The organism is Streptococcus oriscaviae (assembly GCF_018137985.1).
Classification (GTDB): Bacteria; Bacillota; Bacilli; order Lactobacillales; family Streptococcaceae; genus Streptococcus; species Streptococcus oriscaviae.
In genome coordinates this window covers 1,605,183-1,622,232 of sequence record NZ_CP073084.1, presented here as the reverse complement: position 1 = coordinate 1,622,232, position 17,050 = coordinate 1,605,183, and the positions used below count along the sequence as shown (strand labels likewise).

Sequence of the window (17,050 nt, the reverse complement as noted above, 5' to 3'; positions counted from 1 at the left end):
TCATCTCCCTCTTAGACACCGCCGAAACGTCTGTGGCGTCTGTTGTATTCTTTAATCGCTAGCTGCAGGGCCTCTCCATCAAAATCTGGCCAGGCCACATCGGTAAAATAGAGTTCGCTGTACGCAGTCTGCCACGGCAAAAAATTGCTGAGACGCAATTCCCCACTGGTCCGAATCACCAAATCCGGATCTCTGAAACTAGCTGGCAGGCTATTGGTATACAGATGGTCGCCGATGAGCTTCTCATCAATATCTCCAGGATTGAGTTTACCATCCAAGACATCTTGGGCAATGGCCTTGACTGCACTTGTGACCTCTGCCCGACCACCGTAGTTGAGTGCAAAGTTCAAAATCAGACCTGTATTGTTCTTGGTCTTTTGCTCCGCCTTATACAGGGCAGCCTTGGTCGCTTCTGGCAAACGACTGTGGTCCCCAATCATCTGAATTTTGACATTATTAGCGTGAAGGTCAGGAACATACTTGTCGTAGAATTCCACCGGCAAATTCATGATGAAGGCGACTTCCTTCTCCGGCCGAGACCAGTTTTCGGTTGAAAAAGCATACACTGTCAAAACCTTAACGCCCAGAGCTGATGCGGTTTTGGTTACCTTTTGCAGAGCATCCATCCCAGCCTTATGCCCCATAATCCGTGGCTGCATCCGTTTCTTGGCCCAACGACCATTTCCATCCATAATGATGGCAATATGCTTGGGAACCTCAACTGCCGTCTTTATCGTTTCTTTTTTCTTAAAACCAAAGGTAAACATCTTTTTAATCCTTTAATGTATAATCAGTCTATTATATCATATTTTACCAAGAAAGAAAAAGTCAAGCACCCAGCTAAAAGCGCTAAAAACAAGGAAAATCCTCGGGAACTCCCAAGGACTTATCTCTGTATTAGTCTTCTGAAATAATCGCTGACTCAGAAGTTTCTTCAGCTTGAACAGGCTGGCTTGCTGGTGTGACCGTTCTTCGGATTGCAGAGCGTTCAAATGTCAAGTAAACACCGTCCACATCCAGAACAACCTTTTGGTCATTGATTTCATCCACGATACCGTAAAGGCCACCGATTGTAACAATCTCATCACCTTTTTTGATTTGGTTGAGAGCCTCTTGGTGTTTTTTCTGCTGTTTGCGTTGCGTGAAAATCATAAAACCAAGCATAGCAAGCATCAAGAGCGGGAATAAAAATTGGTTCATCTATATATACCTCATTCATTATTTCTAGGACTTATTATAGCAAATTCAGCTTAGAATGCAAAGCAACAACCTCAACCACAAAAAGAGGGGGATTCCCTCTTTTATCATCTTTAGTTACTCCACACGCTCTCAAGAATATTGGTCTGTTCACGACCTGGCCCAACTGAGAAGGTTGAGATACGGACACCAACCAATTCACTGATCCGGCGGACATAGTTGCGAGCTGCTTCTGGCAATTCATCCAAGCTACGAACACCTGTAATGTCCTCTGACCAACCTGGCATTTCCTCGTAGATTGGCTTGCAGCGCTTGAGCTGCTCCAAACTTGCTGGATAGTGGTCAATCCGCTCACCATCCAAGTCGTAAGCCACGCAGATTTTCAAGGTTTCAAGACCAGACAGGACGTCAATCGAGTTGAGCGACAAGTTGGTAATACCTGACACACGGCGGCTATGGCGCATGACAACCGAGTCAAACCAGCCCACACGGCGCGGGCGGCCTGTCGTTGTGCCGTACTCTTTACCGATTTCACGGATACGGTCGCCGATTTCATCGTGCAATTCAGTCGGGAAGGGGCCGTCACCCACACGACTGGTGTAGGCCTTACATACACCAACAACCTTGTCAATCTTACTTGGCCCCACGCCACTACCGATTGTCACCCCACCCGCAACAGGGTTTGATGAGGTAACAAATGGATAGGTTCCTTGGTCAATATCCAACATAACCCCTTGCGCCCCTTCAAACAAGACACGCTTGCCTTGATCCAAAGCGTCATTCAAGATAACAGAGGTATCTGTGACATACTTCTTAATTTCTTGGCCGTAAGCATAGTATTCTTCAAAAATTTCGTCAAATTCAATCGGTGTTGACTCGTACATTTTTTCAAACAGACGATTCTTCTCAGCCAAGTTGGTGCGCAAGCGCTCTGCGAAAATATCCTTGTCCAAGAGGTCTGCAATACGGATACCCACGCGGGCAGCCTTGTCCATATAAGCAGGACCAATCCCCTTGTTGGTTGTACCAATCTTGTTTTCACCCTTGGCTTCTTCTTGCAGCTGATCGAGTTTGATATGGTAAGGCAGGATAACATGGGCGCGGTCAGAAATCCGCAAATTATCTGTTGTCACACCTGACTCATGCAGATAGTTGATTTCCTTGACCAAGGATTTTGGATTGACAACTACACCATTTCCGATAACAGAGATTTTTTCTGGGAAGAAAATACCTGATGGAATCAGATGCAGCTTGTACTTGGTGCCGTCGATTACAATCGTATGCCCGGCATTGTCACCCCCTTGGTAACGAGCAATGACTTCGGCATTGGCTGACAAGAAGTCTGTGATTTTTCCTTTTCCTTCATCTCCCCATTGGGTTCCAACAACAACTACTGATGTCATATTTTTTCTTTTCTCTTGAACTAGTTGCCCAGTTCAACCTTTCTTCAACTCAGGCAGGAATCTCACCTGCGGTTTAAGTCTTACACTCTATTTTACAAAAAAACGAACTTTTTTTCAAGAATTGGACGGTTTAAAAGGAAAAGCGAATGTTAGACTTGGATAAAATTTCTTTTTCCGCATTTTTCCTAATCATACCCTGCCTGTTAGAAGATTTTCTTCAAACGTAGCAGAAATTTGTATTTCTTCTCCAAACTGTTTAGAATAAGAGTACTATTAGCCAGCGAGGATCTTTCTATGAAATTGACCAATCTACTCCAAAAAGCACCTCATCACCTCCCCATTTTGCAGGCCAACTTCGGCCTAGAAAGGGAGTCTCTTCGTATCAATGAAAATGACCGCATTGCCCAAACCCCACACCCAACTTCTCTAGGCTCACGCTCCTTTCACCCTTACATCCAAACCGATTACAGCGAGCCACAACTGGAACTCATCACCCCGGTAGCAGGCTCTACCAAGGAAGCCCGTAGAATGCTAGGAGCCATCACAGACGTGGCCACCCGTTCTATGAATAAATCTGAATACCTTTGGCCTCTTTCCATGCCTCCGCAGATTGAGGAGGAAGAGATTCAGATTGCCCAGTTGGACGATGATTACGAATACCAGTATCGCGTTGGTTTAGGGCAGCGATATGGCAAACTGCTCCAGTCAATGTCGGGCATCCACTACAACATGGAGCTAGGAAAAGACTTGGTTCAAGCTCTCTTTGCCCAAAGCGACTACGAGGAATTGCTCACCTTTAAAAACGACCTTTATCTCAAACTGGCTCAAAATTTCCTGCGTTACCGCTGGCTGTTGACCTACCTCTACGGTACCAGCTCTTTAGCGGAAAAAGGTTTCCTAAAAGAGGAGTTAGGCCTTGTCCGCTCTATCCGTAACAGCCGCTACGGTTATGTCAATGCAAGTGACATCCAAGTATCCTTTGACAGTTTGGACCAATATGTGGCCGACCTAGAAGGCTATGTCGCTAGTGGCCAGCTCTCTGCAGAAAAAGAATTCTACTCCGCTGTTCGCTTGCGTGGCAGCAAACGCAACCGCGACTACCTGACCCAAGGGATTACTTATCTGGAATTCCGCTGCTTTGACCTCAATCCCTTTGAACCAGTCGCCATCAGTCAGGAAACCTTGGATACGGTTCACCTCTTCGTCCTTAGCCTGCTCTGGCTAGATGACATGGAGCAGGTCGACCAAACCCTGAGTCAGGCTTCAGAGCTCAATAACCGGATTGCTCTCAGCCACCCTCTTTCAGCCCTGCCTGCTGAAGCCGATAGCCAGACCATTCTGACTGCTATGAAGGAGCTGGTTGCCCACTTCCAGCTGGATGACTCCTACAAGCAACTCATCCACACGATTGAACAACAAATCGCAAATCCGAGTCTGACCTTGGGCGGTCGTTTGGCAGAACAAGTCCTTGACCAATCCTTGGAAACCTTTGGACGCAAGCAAGGTCGTAGCTATCGTGAGTACGCTTGGACCGCACCATACGCCCTCAAGGGTTATGAGAACATGGAACTCTCCACCCAGATGCTTCTTTTTGACGCTATCCAAAAAGGGCTTCATATCCAGATTTTGGACGAGGAAGACCAATTTCTCAAGTTTTGGCATGGGGAGCATATCGAGTACGTCAAAAATGCCAATATGACCTCCAAAGACAACTATGTCATCCCTCTGGCCATGGCCAATAAGGTGGTCACCAAAAAGATTTTAGGACAAGCAGGTTTTCCAGTTCCTGCGGGAGCAGAATTTTCTAACAAACCCGATGCCCTGCGCTACTACCAACTGATTCGTAGCTCTGCTATTGTGATCAAACCCAAATCCACTAATTTCGGGCTTGGCATCTCCATCTTCCAAGAACCAGCCAGTCTTTCTGACTACGAAAAGGCTCTGGATTTGGCCTTTGCAGAAGACAGCCATGTTTTGGTTGAAGAATATATCGCAGGAACCGAGTACCGTTTCTTTGTGCTAGATGGTCACTGCGAGGCTGTACTGCTGCGCGTCGCAGCCAATGTCACAGGGGATGGTCAGTCTACCATCCGTGAATTGGTCGAAAAGAAAAATCAAGACCCACTGCGTGGCCGTGACCATCGTTCACCGCTTGAAATCATCGACCTAGGCGCTATCGAACTGCTGATGCTGGAACAACAGGGCTACACCCCTGACACCATCCTCCCACAAGGAGTACAGGCCTTTTTACGTCGCAATTCCAATATCTCAACCGGTGGTGATTCTATTGATATGACCGACCAGATGGACAAAAGCTACAAACAGCTGGCTGCCCAAATGGCGACTGCCATGGGAGCTTGGGCCTGCGGGGTAGATTTAATCATCCCTGATCTGACCCAACCAGCGAGCAAGGACCAGCCAAACTGCACCTGTATTGAACTCAATTTTAACCCAGCCATGTACCTGCATACATATACCTATGCCGGCCCTGGCCAACGCATCACCCCAAAAATCCTTGATAAACTCTTTCCTGAGTTATAAGAAACCGACCAGAAGCCCCTTGCTTTTGGTCTTTTGATTGTTCAGACGATGAAACAGCCCTCTTCTTGATTTTCAAAGAGTATAACTAGCATTTTTCGTCACTTGTGCTATAATAATCCTTATGGATAAAATGATTAAGACGATTTCAGAGAGCGGGTACTTTCGTGCCTATGTACTGGACAGCACACAGACCGTAAGGACTGCCCAGGAAAAACATGATACCATGGCTTCATCAACTGTGGCTCTCGGCCGCACCCTGATCGCCAACCAGATTTTGGCTGCCAACGAAAAGGGCGATACCAAGATTACCCTGAAAATATTAGCTGACGGAGCCGTCGGAGCTGTCATCTCAGTTGCCAATACCCAAGGTCAAGTCAAGGGCTACATTCAAAATCCTGATTTGGATTACAAACGGACTTCAACGGGTGAAGTTATCGTTGGGCCGCTAGTCGGCAACGGACAATTCCTCGTTATCACAGATTACGGAACAGGCCGCCCCTACCATTCGATGACCCCCTTGATTTCCGGAGAAATTGGCGAAGACTTTGCCTTCTTCCTAACCGATAGCCAACAGACTCCTTCAGCTGTCGGCCTTAATGTTCTCTTGGACAAGGAAGACAAGGTACGGGTCGCAGGAGGCTTCTTGTTACAGGTTCTTCCAGGTGCGACCGAGGCAGAAATTGCTCGTTTCGAGAAACGCATCCAAGAAATGCCTGCCATCTCAAGTCTGCTGGCCTCTGAAAACCACATTGAAGCTCTGCTTTCCGCCATTTATGGCGAGGACGGCTTTAAACGCCTGTCAGAAGAAGAAATCGGTTTTGTCTGCGACTGCTCCAAAGACCGCTTCCTCGACGCTCTGGCCAGCCTACCAAAAACGGATCTAGAAGAGATGAAAGAGGAAGACAAGGGGGCAGACATCACCTGCCAATTCTGCCAGACCCATTACCACTTTAACGAAAGAGATTTGGAGGAACTCATCAATGGCTAATCTTAATACCCCTTTCATGATTGGCGATGTTCAGATCCCCAATCGCTGTGTGCTGGCCCCAATGGCTGGTGTAACCAACTCGGCCTTCCGCACCATTGCCAAAGAAATGGGCGCAGGACTGGTCGTCATGGAGATGATTTCTGAAAAAGGCTTGCTCTACAACAACACTAAAACCCTTCACATGCTCCATATCGATGACAACGAATACCCCATGTCTATCCAACTGTTCGGTGGCGATGCTGAGGGACTCAAGCGTGCCGCAGATTTCATCCAGACCAACACCAAAGCGGACATCGTAGACATCAACATGGGCTGCCCTGTCAACAAGGTCATCAAAAATGAGGCCGGTGCCAAGTGGCTCAAGGACCCAGATAAGATCTACCACATCATCAAGGAAGTGACCTCGGTCCTCGATATTCCCCTGACCGTTAAGATGCGGACAGGATGGAACAATGCCGACCTAGCGGTCGAAAATGCCCTGGCCGCAGAAAGCGGCGGTGTGGCTGCCCTAGCCATGCACGGACGTACCCGCGAACAGATGTATACAGGAACCGTTGACCTAGACACCCTCACCAAGGTGGCTGGCAGCCTGACCAAGATTCCTTTCATCGCAAACGGCGACATCCGTAGCGTAGAAGACGCTCGCCAACGCATCGAAGAAGTCGGTGCCGATGCCGTCATGGTGGGACGCACTGCCATGGGCAACCCCTACATTTTCAACCAAATTAACCACTACCTTGAAACAGGAGAAGTCCTGCCCGACTTGACCTTCGAAGACAAACTCAATGTCGCCTACGAACACTTGAGCCGACTGGTCAATCTCAAAGGCGAGTCCATCGCCGTCCGCGAATTTCGTGGTCTGGCACCTCACTACCTACGCGGTACAGCGGGAGCAGCAAAGATCCGCGGAGCCGTTGCCAAAGCTGAAACCATGGCCGAAATCCAAGAACTCTTTGCCCAAGCCCGCGAAGCTGCTCAGACAAAACGAGTTCACTCATCATAAAAAGTCGCTGGAAAATTCCAACGACTTTTTTCTACGACCCGCTAATTGCCGGTCTGTTTTGCTTTCAAACGATAGGTTTTTTTCGGCTTTTTCTTCGGAACTCGCTCCACTCCCGCCTCCTCCACATATTCTCCATATTTACTAAGGAAATTGTTGTGGAGGATTTTTTTATCCGGAGAAATGAGGTTCACCAAGTCTGTCGCCGCATAGATGGTAAAAGGAGTCTGCAGGAGATTGAGGAAGGTCGGGTTCCACTTCATCCGCCCCTGAATCCGCTTGATAGAAGTCATGACAATTTCATAATGGTCAAAAGCGAAATCCTCGGCCGTCAGGAGCTGACCTTGGTAGCTGCACTGAGCTTTTTTAAAGTCCACATCAATGACAATCGGCTCTCTGCCATCTTCACCTGCCTGCACCAAATCCAAGGCCTGACTAGGCAGGTAGACCAAGTGGGCAATCGTCATGACCCAGCCACGCGGATCGCGATTGGGATCCGAAATGGTCAACAGCTGCTCGATATGATGGCGAGGCAGATCCAGCCCTGCTTCCTTCTTGATTTGCCGCTGACAGGTCTGATAGGCATCTTCGTCGCGCCCGATAAAGCCGCCGACTAAGGACAGCTTGTGTTGGCAAGGGTGAGCTGCACGGCGAATAAGAAGAAGCTTAATCTGTCCATCGACAAAACTGTAAACCACCATGTCCGCTGTCACACTAGGCTTTTCAAAACGGGGAGCATCTTGCTGTTTGTACCAATCCAAAAACTCGGCTTCTGTCGCCACTCGCTCAAAATATTCCTTATCTGATAGACCGACCGGCCGAGTCATCTTAGGCCCCCTTTCTCTCTTTTACCGCCTTAGACCACTGGTACCAACCTACGATTGAGTTGATGGTCCAGACAAAATACATCGCAGCCATCTGAAGATTGCCGCTATCTGGCCCCATCCACCAGAGGTAGATAGAAAAGAGGTTGGTCGCAATCCAGAAGACCCATTGCTCACGGTAGAGATAGCTTTGAAGAAACTGCCCTGTCCAGTTGGTACCATCTGTAATGGAGTCACGGAAAGGACGGGCTGCTCCGATAGACTGGTAAATCAAACCGAACGTTCCCCAAACCAAGACAGTAAAACAAAGCCATTTAATCCAACCAAAGAAGTTCAATTTGCGGGTTGCGAATTCGGACACCTGCGGCTCCTCTTTCTTCTCACCTTTCACCCGATCTGCCAGCCAGAAATACAGACCAACCGGCTGCATGACGATGAAAAAGATGGCCGTCATAACTTCTCCATAAAACATATTTTGGAAGGACAAGGCAAAGTAGACTACGTTGCTCAAAAAACCAAACAGATAGTTGCTGGCACGGCCTTCAGCTACCAAGATAACACAGAGGTTTCCGGTCCATGCAGTAAACAAGCCCATCCAGTCATTGCTGCCTGAGGTAAAATGCAAGACAATGGGTACACTTGACAGAACAATCAGGTAGAGCCACTGAAAAAGGCTACGCCCTACAAACAAATCATTGTAAGCTGCCTTAGCCACTCCACTAAATCCCATCTGACGGGCTACGGCAAAGATTTTTCCTATATTCTGCGGCACTTCTTTAAAAGATTGCAACAGGTTGTTCTTACGATTTTCCAAAGTAGTCATAATTTTCTCCTTATTTCATTCAAAGGGAATCCCTAGTCAAACCACTTGTCTGACGGTGCGAATTCGTTGTAGATGGTGTCAATGAGCTGGATAGCCTGGCTGTAATTTTCTGCATAGGAGCCACCGATAAAGGCCACCGGTGTATGAGGATGATTTTTTGCCACCAATTCTTTCAAGTGTTCGGTGAAGGCATGGCGGATTTCACTATCAGCCATGGTCATATCCCGATAACCATCATCAATATAAGAACCCGTCGGCAAAACAAAGATAATCAAGGCCCATTTTTCACTCTTAACCGTGTCCGCACAGAGAGAGTGGAAAGAGCTGGAGGTTTCACCGATATAATAATCATAGTAGGCCTCTGTCACCGTAGCATTGGTATCTGCAATCACCAGACCACGATTGGTATCCGAGTCAATCAGGTTGGAGGTCTGGCGATACTGGCCTGTCAAAAGGTAGTTGTAGTCTTTCCCCGTCAACTCATCATCGCGGACATTGTAGCGTTGCTGGTAGTGGCGAGAATATTCCAGAGATACAGGACAGGAATAATAGCGGCCCAAATCCCTGACCAAGGTTGTCTTCCCATTTGAGGCAGACCCCAATACTAGGACGTTCTTGGAGAAATGGCGACGGAAAGGCTTGGCAATTGAGTTCCAGTACTTGGCTGGATTTTCTCGAATCAGTGTGGCAGAAATTCCAAAATTGCGCTCGGTGCAAGAAGCTCTGTACCCTCGGCTTCTCAACTCCTCTGCGTACTCTTCCTCTGACACATAAAAGACCAACTCTTCGTCTGAGCTCAAGGTTATCAAGTCTGTCAAAGCGGCCAACCACGGTTTCCAACCATGAGGGTAAGGCGGAATCCCTTCCTCATCTAGCTTAAAGACGGACACCAAACTCTCGTCGTTAAAGGTTTCGCGGATATAGCGGAAGCGCTTCTGAAGCCCCAGCCCAATCTGTTGCCCGCGATCATTCTGATAACCTGAAACAATGACAACGGCGCGGTCGCATTCCCGCTTGGCCCGTTGAACTAAGTCGATATGCCCCTTGTGCATAGGTGCAAAGGTGCCGAAGATAACGGCTACTGTTTTTTTCATAGTGTACCTTTTTATTATTTTTTATATTTTATATCATACTACTTGTTTGAGAGAAAGTCAAGGGTTTTTTATATTTTTTTATAAAAAGGTTGTAAAAAAATGAACCAAGCTAAAAACTTAGTCCATCTTTTTTTCAAAACGGAAAAATCGGGAAATCAGATTGGATCTTGGATAACATCCATCCACATCACTTTCTCCATTCTAGTCCTGACTCGTCACTGTAAAGGTCAGCCTACCAGACTTAACCCCTACTTTCAGGATAGAGCCTGCTTCCAACTCCCTTTTCAGCAACATCTCTGCCAACGGATCCTCCAGCTTGGTCTGAAGAAGCCGGCGAAGCGGTCTTGCACCCATTTCTGGATCATAGCCTTCTGTTGCCAACTGTTTGAGTGCTGAAGGCTGTAATTTGAGCTGGATGCCTTTTTCGGCCATGACTCCAAGAAGCGGTGCCACCATAACCTTGACCACCTCCTGCATATCCTGCTCGGACAGACTGTGAAAGACAACCTTTTCATCAATCCGGTTGATAAATTCTGGACGATAGGCCTTCTTCAATTCCTCAAAAATCCGCTTTTCAACATGTTCCTGACTGCGAGAAAGGTCAAGAGCCCCGAACCCAACTGTCTTGTCATCTCTTAAAGCCGTCGCCCCCAAGTTAGAAGTCATGATAATCAGGGTATTGGAGAAATCTACCTTACGCCCCTTGCTGTCCGTCAATTGACCATCGTCTAAGACTTGCAAGAGAATATTAAAGGTATCCGGATGGGCCTTTTCCACCTCATCAAAGAGGAGAACCGCATAAGGCTTGTTGCGAACTTTTTCTGTCAACTCGCCCCCTTCTTCATAGCCCACATAACCAGGAGGGGCTCCATTCAAGCGGCTGGCCGCAAACTTTTCCATATACTCACTCATATCAAAGCGAATCAAGGCAGCTTCATCATCAAACAGCACCTCCGCCAGTGCCTTAGCTAGCTCGGTCTTTCCGACACCTGTCGGCCCCAAAAACATGAAGGAACCGATAGGACGGTGGCCAGTTCGAATACCTGATTGATTGCGACGGATGGCACGGCTGACCGCTGAAATGGCTTGGTCTTGTCCAATAACCCGCTTATGGAGTTCGCTTTCCAAGGATAGATATTTCTTCGCATCTGTCTTACTGAGTTTGGATACAGGAATCCCAGATAGGCGACTGAGAGTCACCAAAACATCATCTTCTGTCACAGCCAACTGGCTAACGGGTCTTTGAATGTCCTCGGTTTCTTTAATCAAGAGCTGGCTGACCGTCTTATATTTTTTAGACATCAGAGCCCTGTCAAGAGCTGTTAGTTCTCCTTCTGCACCTTCTGACTTGATACGATTTTGGACAGTAGCGCTGGCTTCATCCAGCAAATCAATAGCCGAATCGGGTAGGTTCTTGCTGGTCAGATAGCGCTTGGCATAGGTTACAGCAGTGACTAGCGCCTGATCTGAAATGATTACCCTGTGGTGCTTCTCGTAGGCCGATTTGAGGCCACGCAAAATAGCGATACTGTCTGCCACACTTGGTTCTTCAATGCTCACCTTAGCAAAGCGGCGGGCTAAGGCCGCGTCTTTTTCAATGTGCTTTTGGTATTCGTCTTGAGTGGTTGCCCCGACTGTTCGTAGACTGCCACGCGCTAGAGCAGGCTTGAGGATATTGGCTGCATCCAACGTAGAATCAATTCCTGAACCAGAGCCCATGATGGTGTGGAGCTCATCGATGAAGAGGATGACTTGCCCGTCTTCTTCAATATCGTTGATAATATTGTTCATCCGCTCTTCAAAATCCCCACGGAAACGAGTACCTGCAATGACATTCATCAAGTCCAGCTCCAAAACACGCATTTTGGATAGGCTAGATGGAACTTCCCCATCTGCTACCTTTTGAGCCAATCCCAATGCTAGAGCAGTCTTTCCGACACCGGCATCCCCAACCAAAACAGGGTTGTTCTTGGTCTTACGGGAAAGAATTTGAATCATGCGAGAAATTTCTTCATCTCGACCAATCACAGGTTCAATCTGCCCCGCTCGCGCCAGAGCTGTCAAATCGCGGGTATAATCTTCCAACCCACCGCTCTGAGCTGTCGGTGGCATCCCCATCATATTGGCCATACTTGGCTGCTTGGACTTGCCTCCCTTCATGAGGGCGCGGATGGCCTTGAGGTGTTCCTTGCTAAAACCCGCCTTGGCTTCCAAATTCTTTCGCAAATCAAGAAAACGCACCTTGTCATCGGAGTCTTCAAAATGAAAGCCCACCTTGTCCAAAATCTGCGAAGCAATGGTCCGCTTGTTTAGAAGCATAGCCATAAAGAGGTGCTCTGTTCCCAACTGCTTCGCCTTCACAACCTCACCAATCTGCCTTGCAAATTGAAGCGTTTCCTCCAAGCGCTTAGACGCTGGCAAAATGGTGACCGCTTCTAGCTCTTCACGGTAGACTTTTTCTGTCACGACATAGGCTGCATGTTCATAGTCTTCAACATCGGCAGGGTACTCCACCAGAGTGGACCCTGCAATAGTATCTGGATTGATAACAAAAGCCAGCAGGATGTGCCAGGTTTCTAAAAAATCACAGCTATATCGCTGGGCAATCAGTTGCGCGTCCTCAAACGTCCGCTGCAAACCACTTGAAAATTTCATATTAGTCCTCTTTCCTATCTAAACGGCGCAGGATTTGACGCATCATCCGCGCTCTTACTTGGTTGGCCTCCCTGCCTAACACCTCATCGCTACTAGTTGCTAGAAGGAGATTGCCCTCTCTTTCCGTCATCAAACCTTCATCAAACAATAGCTGCAAAATATCTGTAAAGACTGTTGCAGATAACTCGTCGCCCATATTCTTAAGCAAATCGCGAACTAGTTCATGCTTGTCTGAAAAGGTAATTCGGCCAATACGAATATAGCCACCACCACCTCTTTTACTTTCGACAATATAGCCTCGGCTAGCTGTAAATCGGGTCTTAATCACATAGTTAATCTGACTGGGCACCACCTCGAAACGACTGGCCAATTCACTGCGTCGCAACTCAGCAACATTAACCTGTTCCAAAATGGCCTTGATATGTTCTTCAATATAGTCGGATGTATTTTTCATCGCCATAGGACTCGCCTCTTTCTCTGACTTTCTTTGACTATTGTACCCTAAAACGGCAAATTTTAAAAGTAAAAGCCTCGCACCCCATCCTCGTAGCGAAATCTTGCTTTCCTCCGTCTTTTTTCCTATAATAAAAAGAAAACCTCCAAGGAGACTACAATGACATTTCAAACCTTAACTCAAGATTTTACCGCCCTTACTCCTGCTCAAGCACAAGAATTGCTTCAAAAACAAGATGGAGGCATCCTATTTTTAGGTCGCGCCACCTGCCCTTACTGCCAGCGGTTTATTCCAAAACTACACCGTGTCGCACAAGACAAAAAATTGACAGTCCACTTTCTTGACACTAGCTCTCCAAGTCCAGAACTTCAAACCCTACGTGAACACTATCAGGTTCCAACCGTTCCAGGCCTCTTGGTCGCAAAACCAACTGGCGTCCAAGTCCGCTGCGACTCCAGTATGACAGAGGAAGAGATTGCGGAATTTGTCGGGGTTTAATCACTAAATAAAAAAGACAAACACCAATTACGATGTTTGTCTTCGTCTAAAAAAGCCAGATGGCTTTTTTAGTTTATTCTCCTTTTGATTTGCGGCGGCCTAGCACATAGCCTCCGCCCAACATGAGACCAGAACCCAACAATAGGAGCAAGGCTATATTTTGTTCCGTTCCTGTTGCTGGTAAAATGCCTTTGACAAAGTTTGTTACTGGATTTCCTGTTGCAGACTGGCCAGCAGCAAGAACTTGCCCATCTTTACCATCAACTCCCTTAGCAGGAATCCCTGTATCTGCCCCGTTGACAATCCAGTTGCCGTTGCTTCCGATTTCAATCGTTGGCGTCTGACCGTCACGGCCCGCTTCTCCTTTTGCCTTGGTTGTCGTTAACTGGCCATTGATAACCCAATAACCGTCTGCATTGATTGCGATGACCGGACTTGAACCATCTTGGCCTGCTTGTCCCTTATGGACACTGACTTGGCTACCATCAGAGAAAACGATTAGAGTATTACCGTCTTTGTCTAGTTTGGTTTCAACAATCGATAGAGATTGGCCATCTTTTCCATTCTGACCGGTTGCACCATCTTGACCTTTAGGCCCCTGAGCTGGTTTTCCTGTGTCAACACCATTGACAAACCAGTTGCCATTGCTTCCAATATGAATCTGCGGAGCCTGAGCATCTGCTCCCTTGTGGATGGTTAAACTGGTACCGTCTGAGAAGATTACAACCGTATTCCCATTGGCATCTAACCTTGTTTCCTGTACAGTAATGGATTGACCGTCTTGACCTGATGTCCCTTGTGAAGGCTTACCAGTGTCCACACCATTAACAAACCAATTGCCGTTGGTACCAATCTCTACCTTAGGAGCGGTCGCATCTTGGCCTTTTTTGACTACGACAACACTCTTGTCTGAGAAGGTGATAACGGTGTTGCCATTCGCGTCTTCCTTGCTTTCAAGGATGGTTAACGGCCTAGCATCTTCTCCCTTATTAACTTGCATACTCGTGCCATCTGAGAAGGTTACGATTGTATTGCCCGCTGCATCTTGACTAGTGCTAAGGATAGTGACAGAGGTGCCATTGGTACCGTTTTGTCCGTCTGTCCCCTTCTTGATGGTCACTTGACTATTATCCGAGAAGGTAACAACTGTATTCCCAGCAGCGTCAAAATCCGTTGCCGTTACAGTCAATGCTTGAGCATCTGCTCCTGCAGGGCCTTGTGATGGTTTACCAGTATCTACACCATCAATAAACCAATTGCCATTGGCACCGATGGAGAGTGTTGGAGCATCTTTTTTGTATTTTGCATAATAAGTAAGGTCTTTCTTGACGCCAGTTGCCAGAATGGTGGCATCATCCACAAGGTTAGTCGTGTGATCAGCATACCAGCCAAGGAAGGTGTAGCCAGGTTTAGCTGTTGCTACTGGAAGACTACCGCCTACGAGATTAGTGACAGCCGAGCCATTTCCTTCCACCGTGTAGCTAACTACCGGCTGGCCATTGATAGTTCCCTTTTCTTCATCTGTTGCAAAGCTGACTGTGTAACTCGGAGCTTCATAAACCGCTTCTAGGATAATATCGGCCGTAATACGCGTATTTCCAACTTCCTCACTGCTATATATCACATCACTTTGATTGATTCGCCAGCCCTTGAACTCCCATCCATAGGCTTTTTCATCAGCTGATAGGGTTGGCTCTGTCAACGCATTGGAATAAAGACCAATGGTGTCATTGAAGAGCGCACCCTTAAAGTAAACATAGTTGACACCAGCCTGCGTATAAAGGGAAGCTACATCACCTCCTTGGTACCAAATACGGTAGTGGACTGGGTTCCCAAGTTGATCCACATCAGCAGTGCCTCCAGGGAAAGTGCCTCGCTTACTGAGCGCAAGGATTCGTTTTGATTGACTTGCCAAAATCCAGTTTAAGTTCTTAATTTCTGAGTCAGAAGTCAATTGGACAGAAACCGTCATCTGTGGCTGAACCGTTGCTCCCACAGCAAAAGGCAAGGCTGTTAGATCATTGGCAGACAAGGTTATGGTGTAGGTTCCGACTGGCAAATTAGGCACAGCAAAATAGCCCCCAACCCCAGTTGCGGTATTTCCTGTTTCACCGGAGTACACAACTGTCCCATCTGCGGCTTGTACGGTTACTGCAATCCGATTGAGATAAGCAGACTGGCTCCAGGCTGGCTGTGTTGCCGAAAATCGGCCGTTAGGCTGTTGGACAAAGCTCCGAGCCTGTTCGTTGGTAAATTGTTTGACAAAGCCACGAATTTCGGCAGCCTCCACACCTATCCAGCTCCCAAGACTAATCAATGCTACAACAAAGCTAATAAACAACTTCTTGTTCATACATTCCTCCTTTTCTATATGTACCATACTACATTAGAACAGGTATAATTGCAACAAAATTTTATTTACATATTATTTCAATATTCTCGGAAAATTCCTTGAAATTTTCATTTTGCTGCATCAAAAAACGAGCTGCTTTGAATGCAACTCGTTAGTTTTAGTGCAAATTATTTACCAAGCGCTGCGGCCATGGTTGCAGCTACTTCTGCTTCAAAGTCGTTTGAAGCTTTCTCGATACCTTCACCCACTTCAAAGCGAGCAAATTCTACTACTGAAGCATTTACTGAGTTCAAGTAAGCTTCAACTGTCTTGCTATCGTCCATGATGTAGACCTGGGCAAGAAGAGTGTAAGCTTGGTCAACCTTGGTGTTGTCAAGAAGGAAGCGCTCCATCTTACCTGGGATAATTTTGTCCCAGATTTTTTCTGGTTTGCCTTCAGCTGCCAATTCTGCCTTGATTGCTTCTTCAGCTGCCGCAATCACTTCGTCAGTCAATTGAGCTTTAGAACCGTATTTCAAGAGTGGCAAGGCTGGTTTGTCAACCATCGCACGGCTTTCGTTATCTTGCTCAATCTTGTGGTTAAGCTGTGCCAACTCGTCTTTCACAAACTGCTCATCCAATTCTGTGTAAGAAAGAACAGTTGGTTTCATCGCAGCGATGTGCATAGATACTTGTTTAGCAAGCGCTTCGTCACCACCCTCAATAACAGAGATAACTCCGATACGGCCACCGTTGTGTTGGTAAGCACCAAATGCTTGAGCGTCTGTTTTTTCGATAAGAGCAAAACGACGGAATGAGATTTTCTCACCGATAGTTGCTGTTGCACTAACATAAGCTTCACCAAGAGTTTCGCCGCTTGGCATTACCAAAGCAAGTGCTGCTTCGTTGTCAGCTGGTTTGCCTTCTGCAATCACTTTTGCAGTTGCATTAACCAAGTCAACGAATTGAGCATTTTTCGCAACGAAGTCTGTTTCAGCATTCACTTCCACAACTGCTGCTACATTTCCGTTAACATATACACCTGTCAAACCTTCAGCTGCTACACGGTCAGCCTTCTTAGCTGCCTTAGCCATCCCTTTTTCACGAAGCAATTCAATCGCTTTTTCGATGTCACCGTCAGTTTCTACCAAGGCTTTCTTAGCGTCCATAACGCCAGCACCTGATTTTTCACGCAATTCTTTTACAAGCTTTGCTGTAATTTCTGCCATGAGTGTTCTCCT

Annotated in this window: 14 protein-coding genes; 4 read left to right on the top strand and 10 right to left on the bottom strand. The window is 47.1% G+C overall.

Annotated elements, in window-relative coordinates; all coding sequences use genetic code 11:
• Nucleotides 1-11: 11 nt before the first annotated feature.
• From uppS to INT76_RS08250, 3 genes are all read right to left on the bottom strand, one after another.
• Nucleotides 12-767, bottom strand: coding sequence for an undecaprenyl pyrophosphate synthase (uppS, locus tag INT76_RS08260; RefSeq protein WP_212569972.1), 756 nt, complete (start codon nucleotides 765-767; stop codon nucleotides 12-14).
• 130 nt (nucleotides 768-897) lie between these two features.
• A complete protein-coding gene (gene yajC / locus INT76_RS08255; protein ID WP_212569971.1) occupies nucleotides 898-1,200 on the bottom strand; it encodes a preprotein translocase subunit YajC in 303 nt (100 codons plus the stop codon).
• A gap of 110 nt (nucleotides 1,201-1,310) precedes the next feature.
• A complete protein-coding gene (locus tag INT76_RS08250; protein ID WP_212569970.1) occupies nucleotides 1,311-2,600 on the bottom strand; it encodes an adenylosuccinate synthase in 1,290 nt (429 codons plus the stop codon).
• Nucleotides 2,601-2,894: 294 nt separating this feature from the next.
• Between INT76_RS08250 and gshAB the strand changes: the two genes are divergently transcribed.
• The 3 genes from gshAB (at nucleotide 2,895) to dusB (ending at nucleotide 7,132) form a co-directional block, all read left to right on the top strand.
• Nucleotides 2,895-5,141 (top strand): bifunctional glutamate--cysteine ligase GshA/glutathione synthetase GshB, encoded by a 2,247-nt coding sequence (gshAB, locus tag INT76_RS08245; RefSeq protein ID WP_212569969.1) that lies wholly within the window; start codon nucleotides 2,895-2,897, stop codon nucleotides 5,139-5,141.
• Between the two features lie 121 nt (nucleotides 5,142-5,262).
• Nucleotides 5,263-6,129, top strand: a complete 867-nt coding sequence (gene hslO / locus INT76_RS08240) for an Hsp33 family molecular chaperone HslO (RefSeq protein WP_212569968.1) — start codon at nucleotides 5,263-5,265, stop codon at nucleotides 6,127-6,129.
• Nucleotides 6,122-7,132: a tRNA dihydrouridine synthase DusB gene (gene dusB, locus INT76_RS08235; RefSeq protein ID WP_212569967.1), complete on the top strand. Its 1,011-nt coding sequence runs from the start codon at nucleotides 6,122-6,124 to the stop codon at nucleotides 7,130-7,132. Before hslO ends, dusB begins: the two co-directional genes overlap by 8 nt.
• A 41-nt stretch (nucleotides 7,133-7,173) precedes the next feature.
• On the opposite strand, the gene INT76_RS08230 is transcribed toward dusB, so the two are convergent.
• From INT76_RS08230 to INT76_RS08210, 5 genes are all read right to left on the bottom strand, one after another.
• Nucleotides 7,174-7,956, bottom strand: coding sequence for an NUDIX domain-containing protein (locus INT76_RS08230; RefSeq protein ID WP_212569966.1), 783 nt, complete (start codon nucleotides 7,954-7,956; stop codon nucleotides 7,174-7,176).
• A gap of 1 nt (nucleotide 7,957) precedes the next feature.
• Entirely contained in the window at nucleotides 7,958-8,776 is an 819-nt protein-coding gene (pnuC, locus tag INT76_RS08225) for a nicotinamide riboside transporter PnuC (protein ID WP_212569965.1), read from the bottom strand.
• A gap of 32 nt (nucleotides 8,777-8,808) precedes the next feature.
• On the bottom strand, nucleotides 8,809-9,870 hold the full coding sequence (locus INT76_RS08220) for an AAA family ATPase (protein ID WP_212569964.1): 1,062 nt from the start codon (nucleotides 9,868-9,870) through the stop codon (nucleotides 8,809-8,811).
• Nucleotides 9,871-10,071: 201 nt separating this feature from the next.
• Entirely contained in the window at nucleotides 10,072-12,525 is a 2,454-nt protein-coding gene (locus tag INT76_RS08215; RefSeq protein WP_212569963.1) for an ATP-dependent Clp protease ATP-binding subunit, read from the bottom strand.
• Nucleotide 12,526: 1 nt separating this feature from the next.
• Complete coding sequence (locus tag INT76_RS08210) at nucleotides 12,527-12,985, bottom strand: CtsR family transcriptional regulator (RefSeq protein WP_212569962.1); 459 nt, start codon at nucleotides 12,983-12,985, stop codon at nucleotides 12,527-12,529.
• A gap of 153 nt (nucleotides 12,986-13,138) precedes the next feature.
• Here INT76_RS08210 and INT76_RS08205 point away from each other — a divergent pair, with 153 nt between their 5' ends.
• Nucleotides 13,139-13,477, top strand: coding sequence for a DUF6568 family protein (locus tag INT76_RS08205; protein ID WP_212569961.1), 339 nt, complete (start codon nucleotides 13,139-13,141; stop codon nucleotides 13,475-13,477).
• 73 nt (nucleotides 13,478-13,550) lie between these two features.
• Here the strand turns inward: INT76_RS08205 and INT76_RS08200 are convergent, their stop codons facing one another.
• Nucleotides 13,551-15,830 (bottom strand): PL29 family lyase N-terminal domain-containing protein, encoded by a 2,280-nt coding sequence (locus INT76_RS08200; RefSeq protein ID WP_212569960.1) that lies wholly within the window; start codon nucleotides 15,828-15,830, stop codon nucleotides 13,551-13,553.
• A gap of 167 nt (nucleotides 15,831-15,997) precedes the next feature.
• Nucleotides 15,998-17,038 carry a translation elongation factor Ts gene (tsf, locus tag INT76_RS08195; RefSeq protein ID WP_212569959.1) on the bottom strand — a complete coding sequence of 347 codons (1,041 nt, stop codon included), beginning with the start codon at nucleotides 17,036-17,038 and terminating at the stop codon, nucleotides 15,998-16,000.
• Nucleotides 17,039-17,050: the final 12 nt, after the last annotated feature.

Excerpts from the sequence above, each read along its gene's own strand:
- uppS (WP_212569972.1), bottom strand. The coding sequence starts at position 767 with ATGTTTACCTTTGGTTTTAAGAAAAAAGAAACGATAAAGACGGCAGTT.
- yajC (WP_212569971.1), bottom strand. The coding sequence starts at position 1,200 with ATGAACCAATTTTTATTCCCGCTCTTGATGCTTGCTATGCTTGGTTTT.
- INT76_RS08250 (WP_212569970.1), bottom strand. The coding sequence starts at position 2,600 with ATGACATCAGTAGTTGTTGTTGGAACCCAATGGGGAGATGAAGGAAAA.
- gshAB (WP_212569969.1), top strand. The coding sequence starts at position 2,895 with ATGAAATTGACCAATCTACTCCAAAAAGCACCTCATCACCTCCCCATT.
- hslO (WP_212569968.1), top strand. The coding sequence starts at position 5,263 with ATGGATAAAATGATTAAGACGATTTCAGAGAGCGGGTACTTTCGTGCC.
- dusB (WP_212569967.1), top strand. The coding sequence starts at position 6,122 with ATGGCTAATCTTAATACCCCTTTCATGATTGGCGATGTTCAGATCCCC.
- INT76_RS08230 (WP_212569966.1), bottom strand. The coding sequence starts at position 7,956 with ATGACTCGGCCGGTCGGTCTATCAGATAAGGAATATTTTGAGCGAGTG.
- pnuC (WP_212569965.1), bottom strand. The coding sequence starts at position 8,776 with ATGACTACTTTGGAAAATCGTAAGAACAACCTGTTGCAATCTTTTAAA.
- INT76_RS08220 (WP_212569964.1), bottom strand. The coding sequence starts at position 9,870 with ATGAAAAAAACAGTAGCCGTTATCTTCGGCACCTTTGCACCTATGCAC.
- INT76_RS08215 (WP_212569963.1), bottom strand. The coding sequence starts at position 12,525 with ATGAAATTTTCAAGTGGTTTGCAGCGGACGTTTGAGGACGCGCAACTG.
- INT76_RS08210 (WP_212569962.1), bottom strand. The coding sequence starts at position 12,985 with ATGGCGATGAAAAATACATCCGACTATATTGAAGAACATATCAAGGCC.
- INT76_RS08205 (WP_212569961.1), top strand. The coding sequence starts at position 13,139 with ATGACATTTCAAACCTTAACTCAAGATTTTACCGCCCTTACTCCTGCT.
- INT76_RS08200 (WP_212569960.1), bottom strand. The coding sequence starts at position 15,830 with ATGAACAAGAAGTTGTTTATTAGCTTTGTTGTAGCATTGATTAGTCTT.
- tsf (WP_212569959.1), bottom strand. The coding sequence starts at position 17,038 with ATGGCAGAAATTACAGCAAAGCTTGTAAAAGAATTGCGTGAAAAATCA.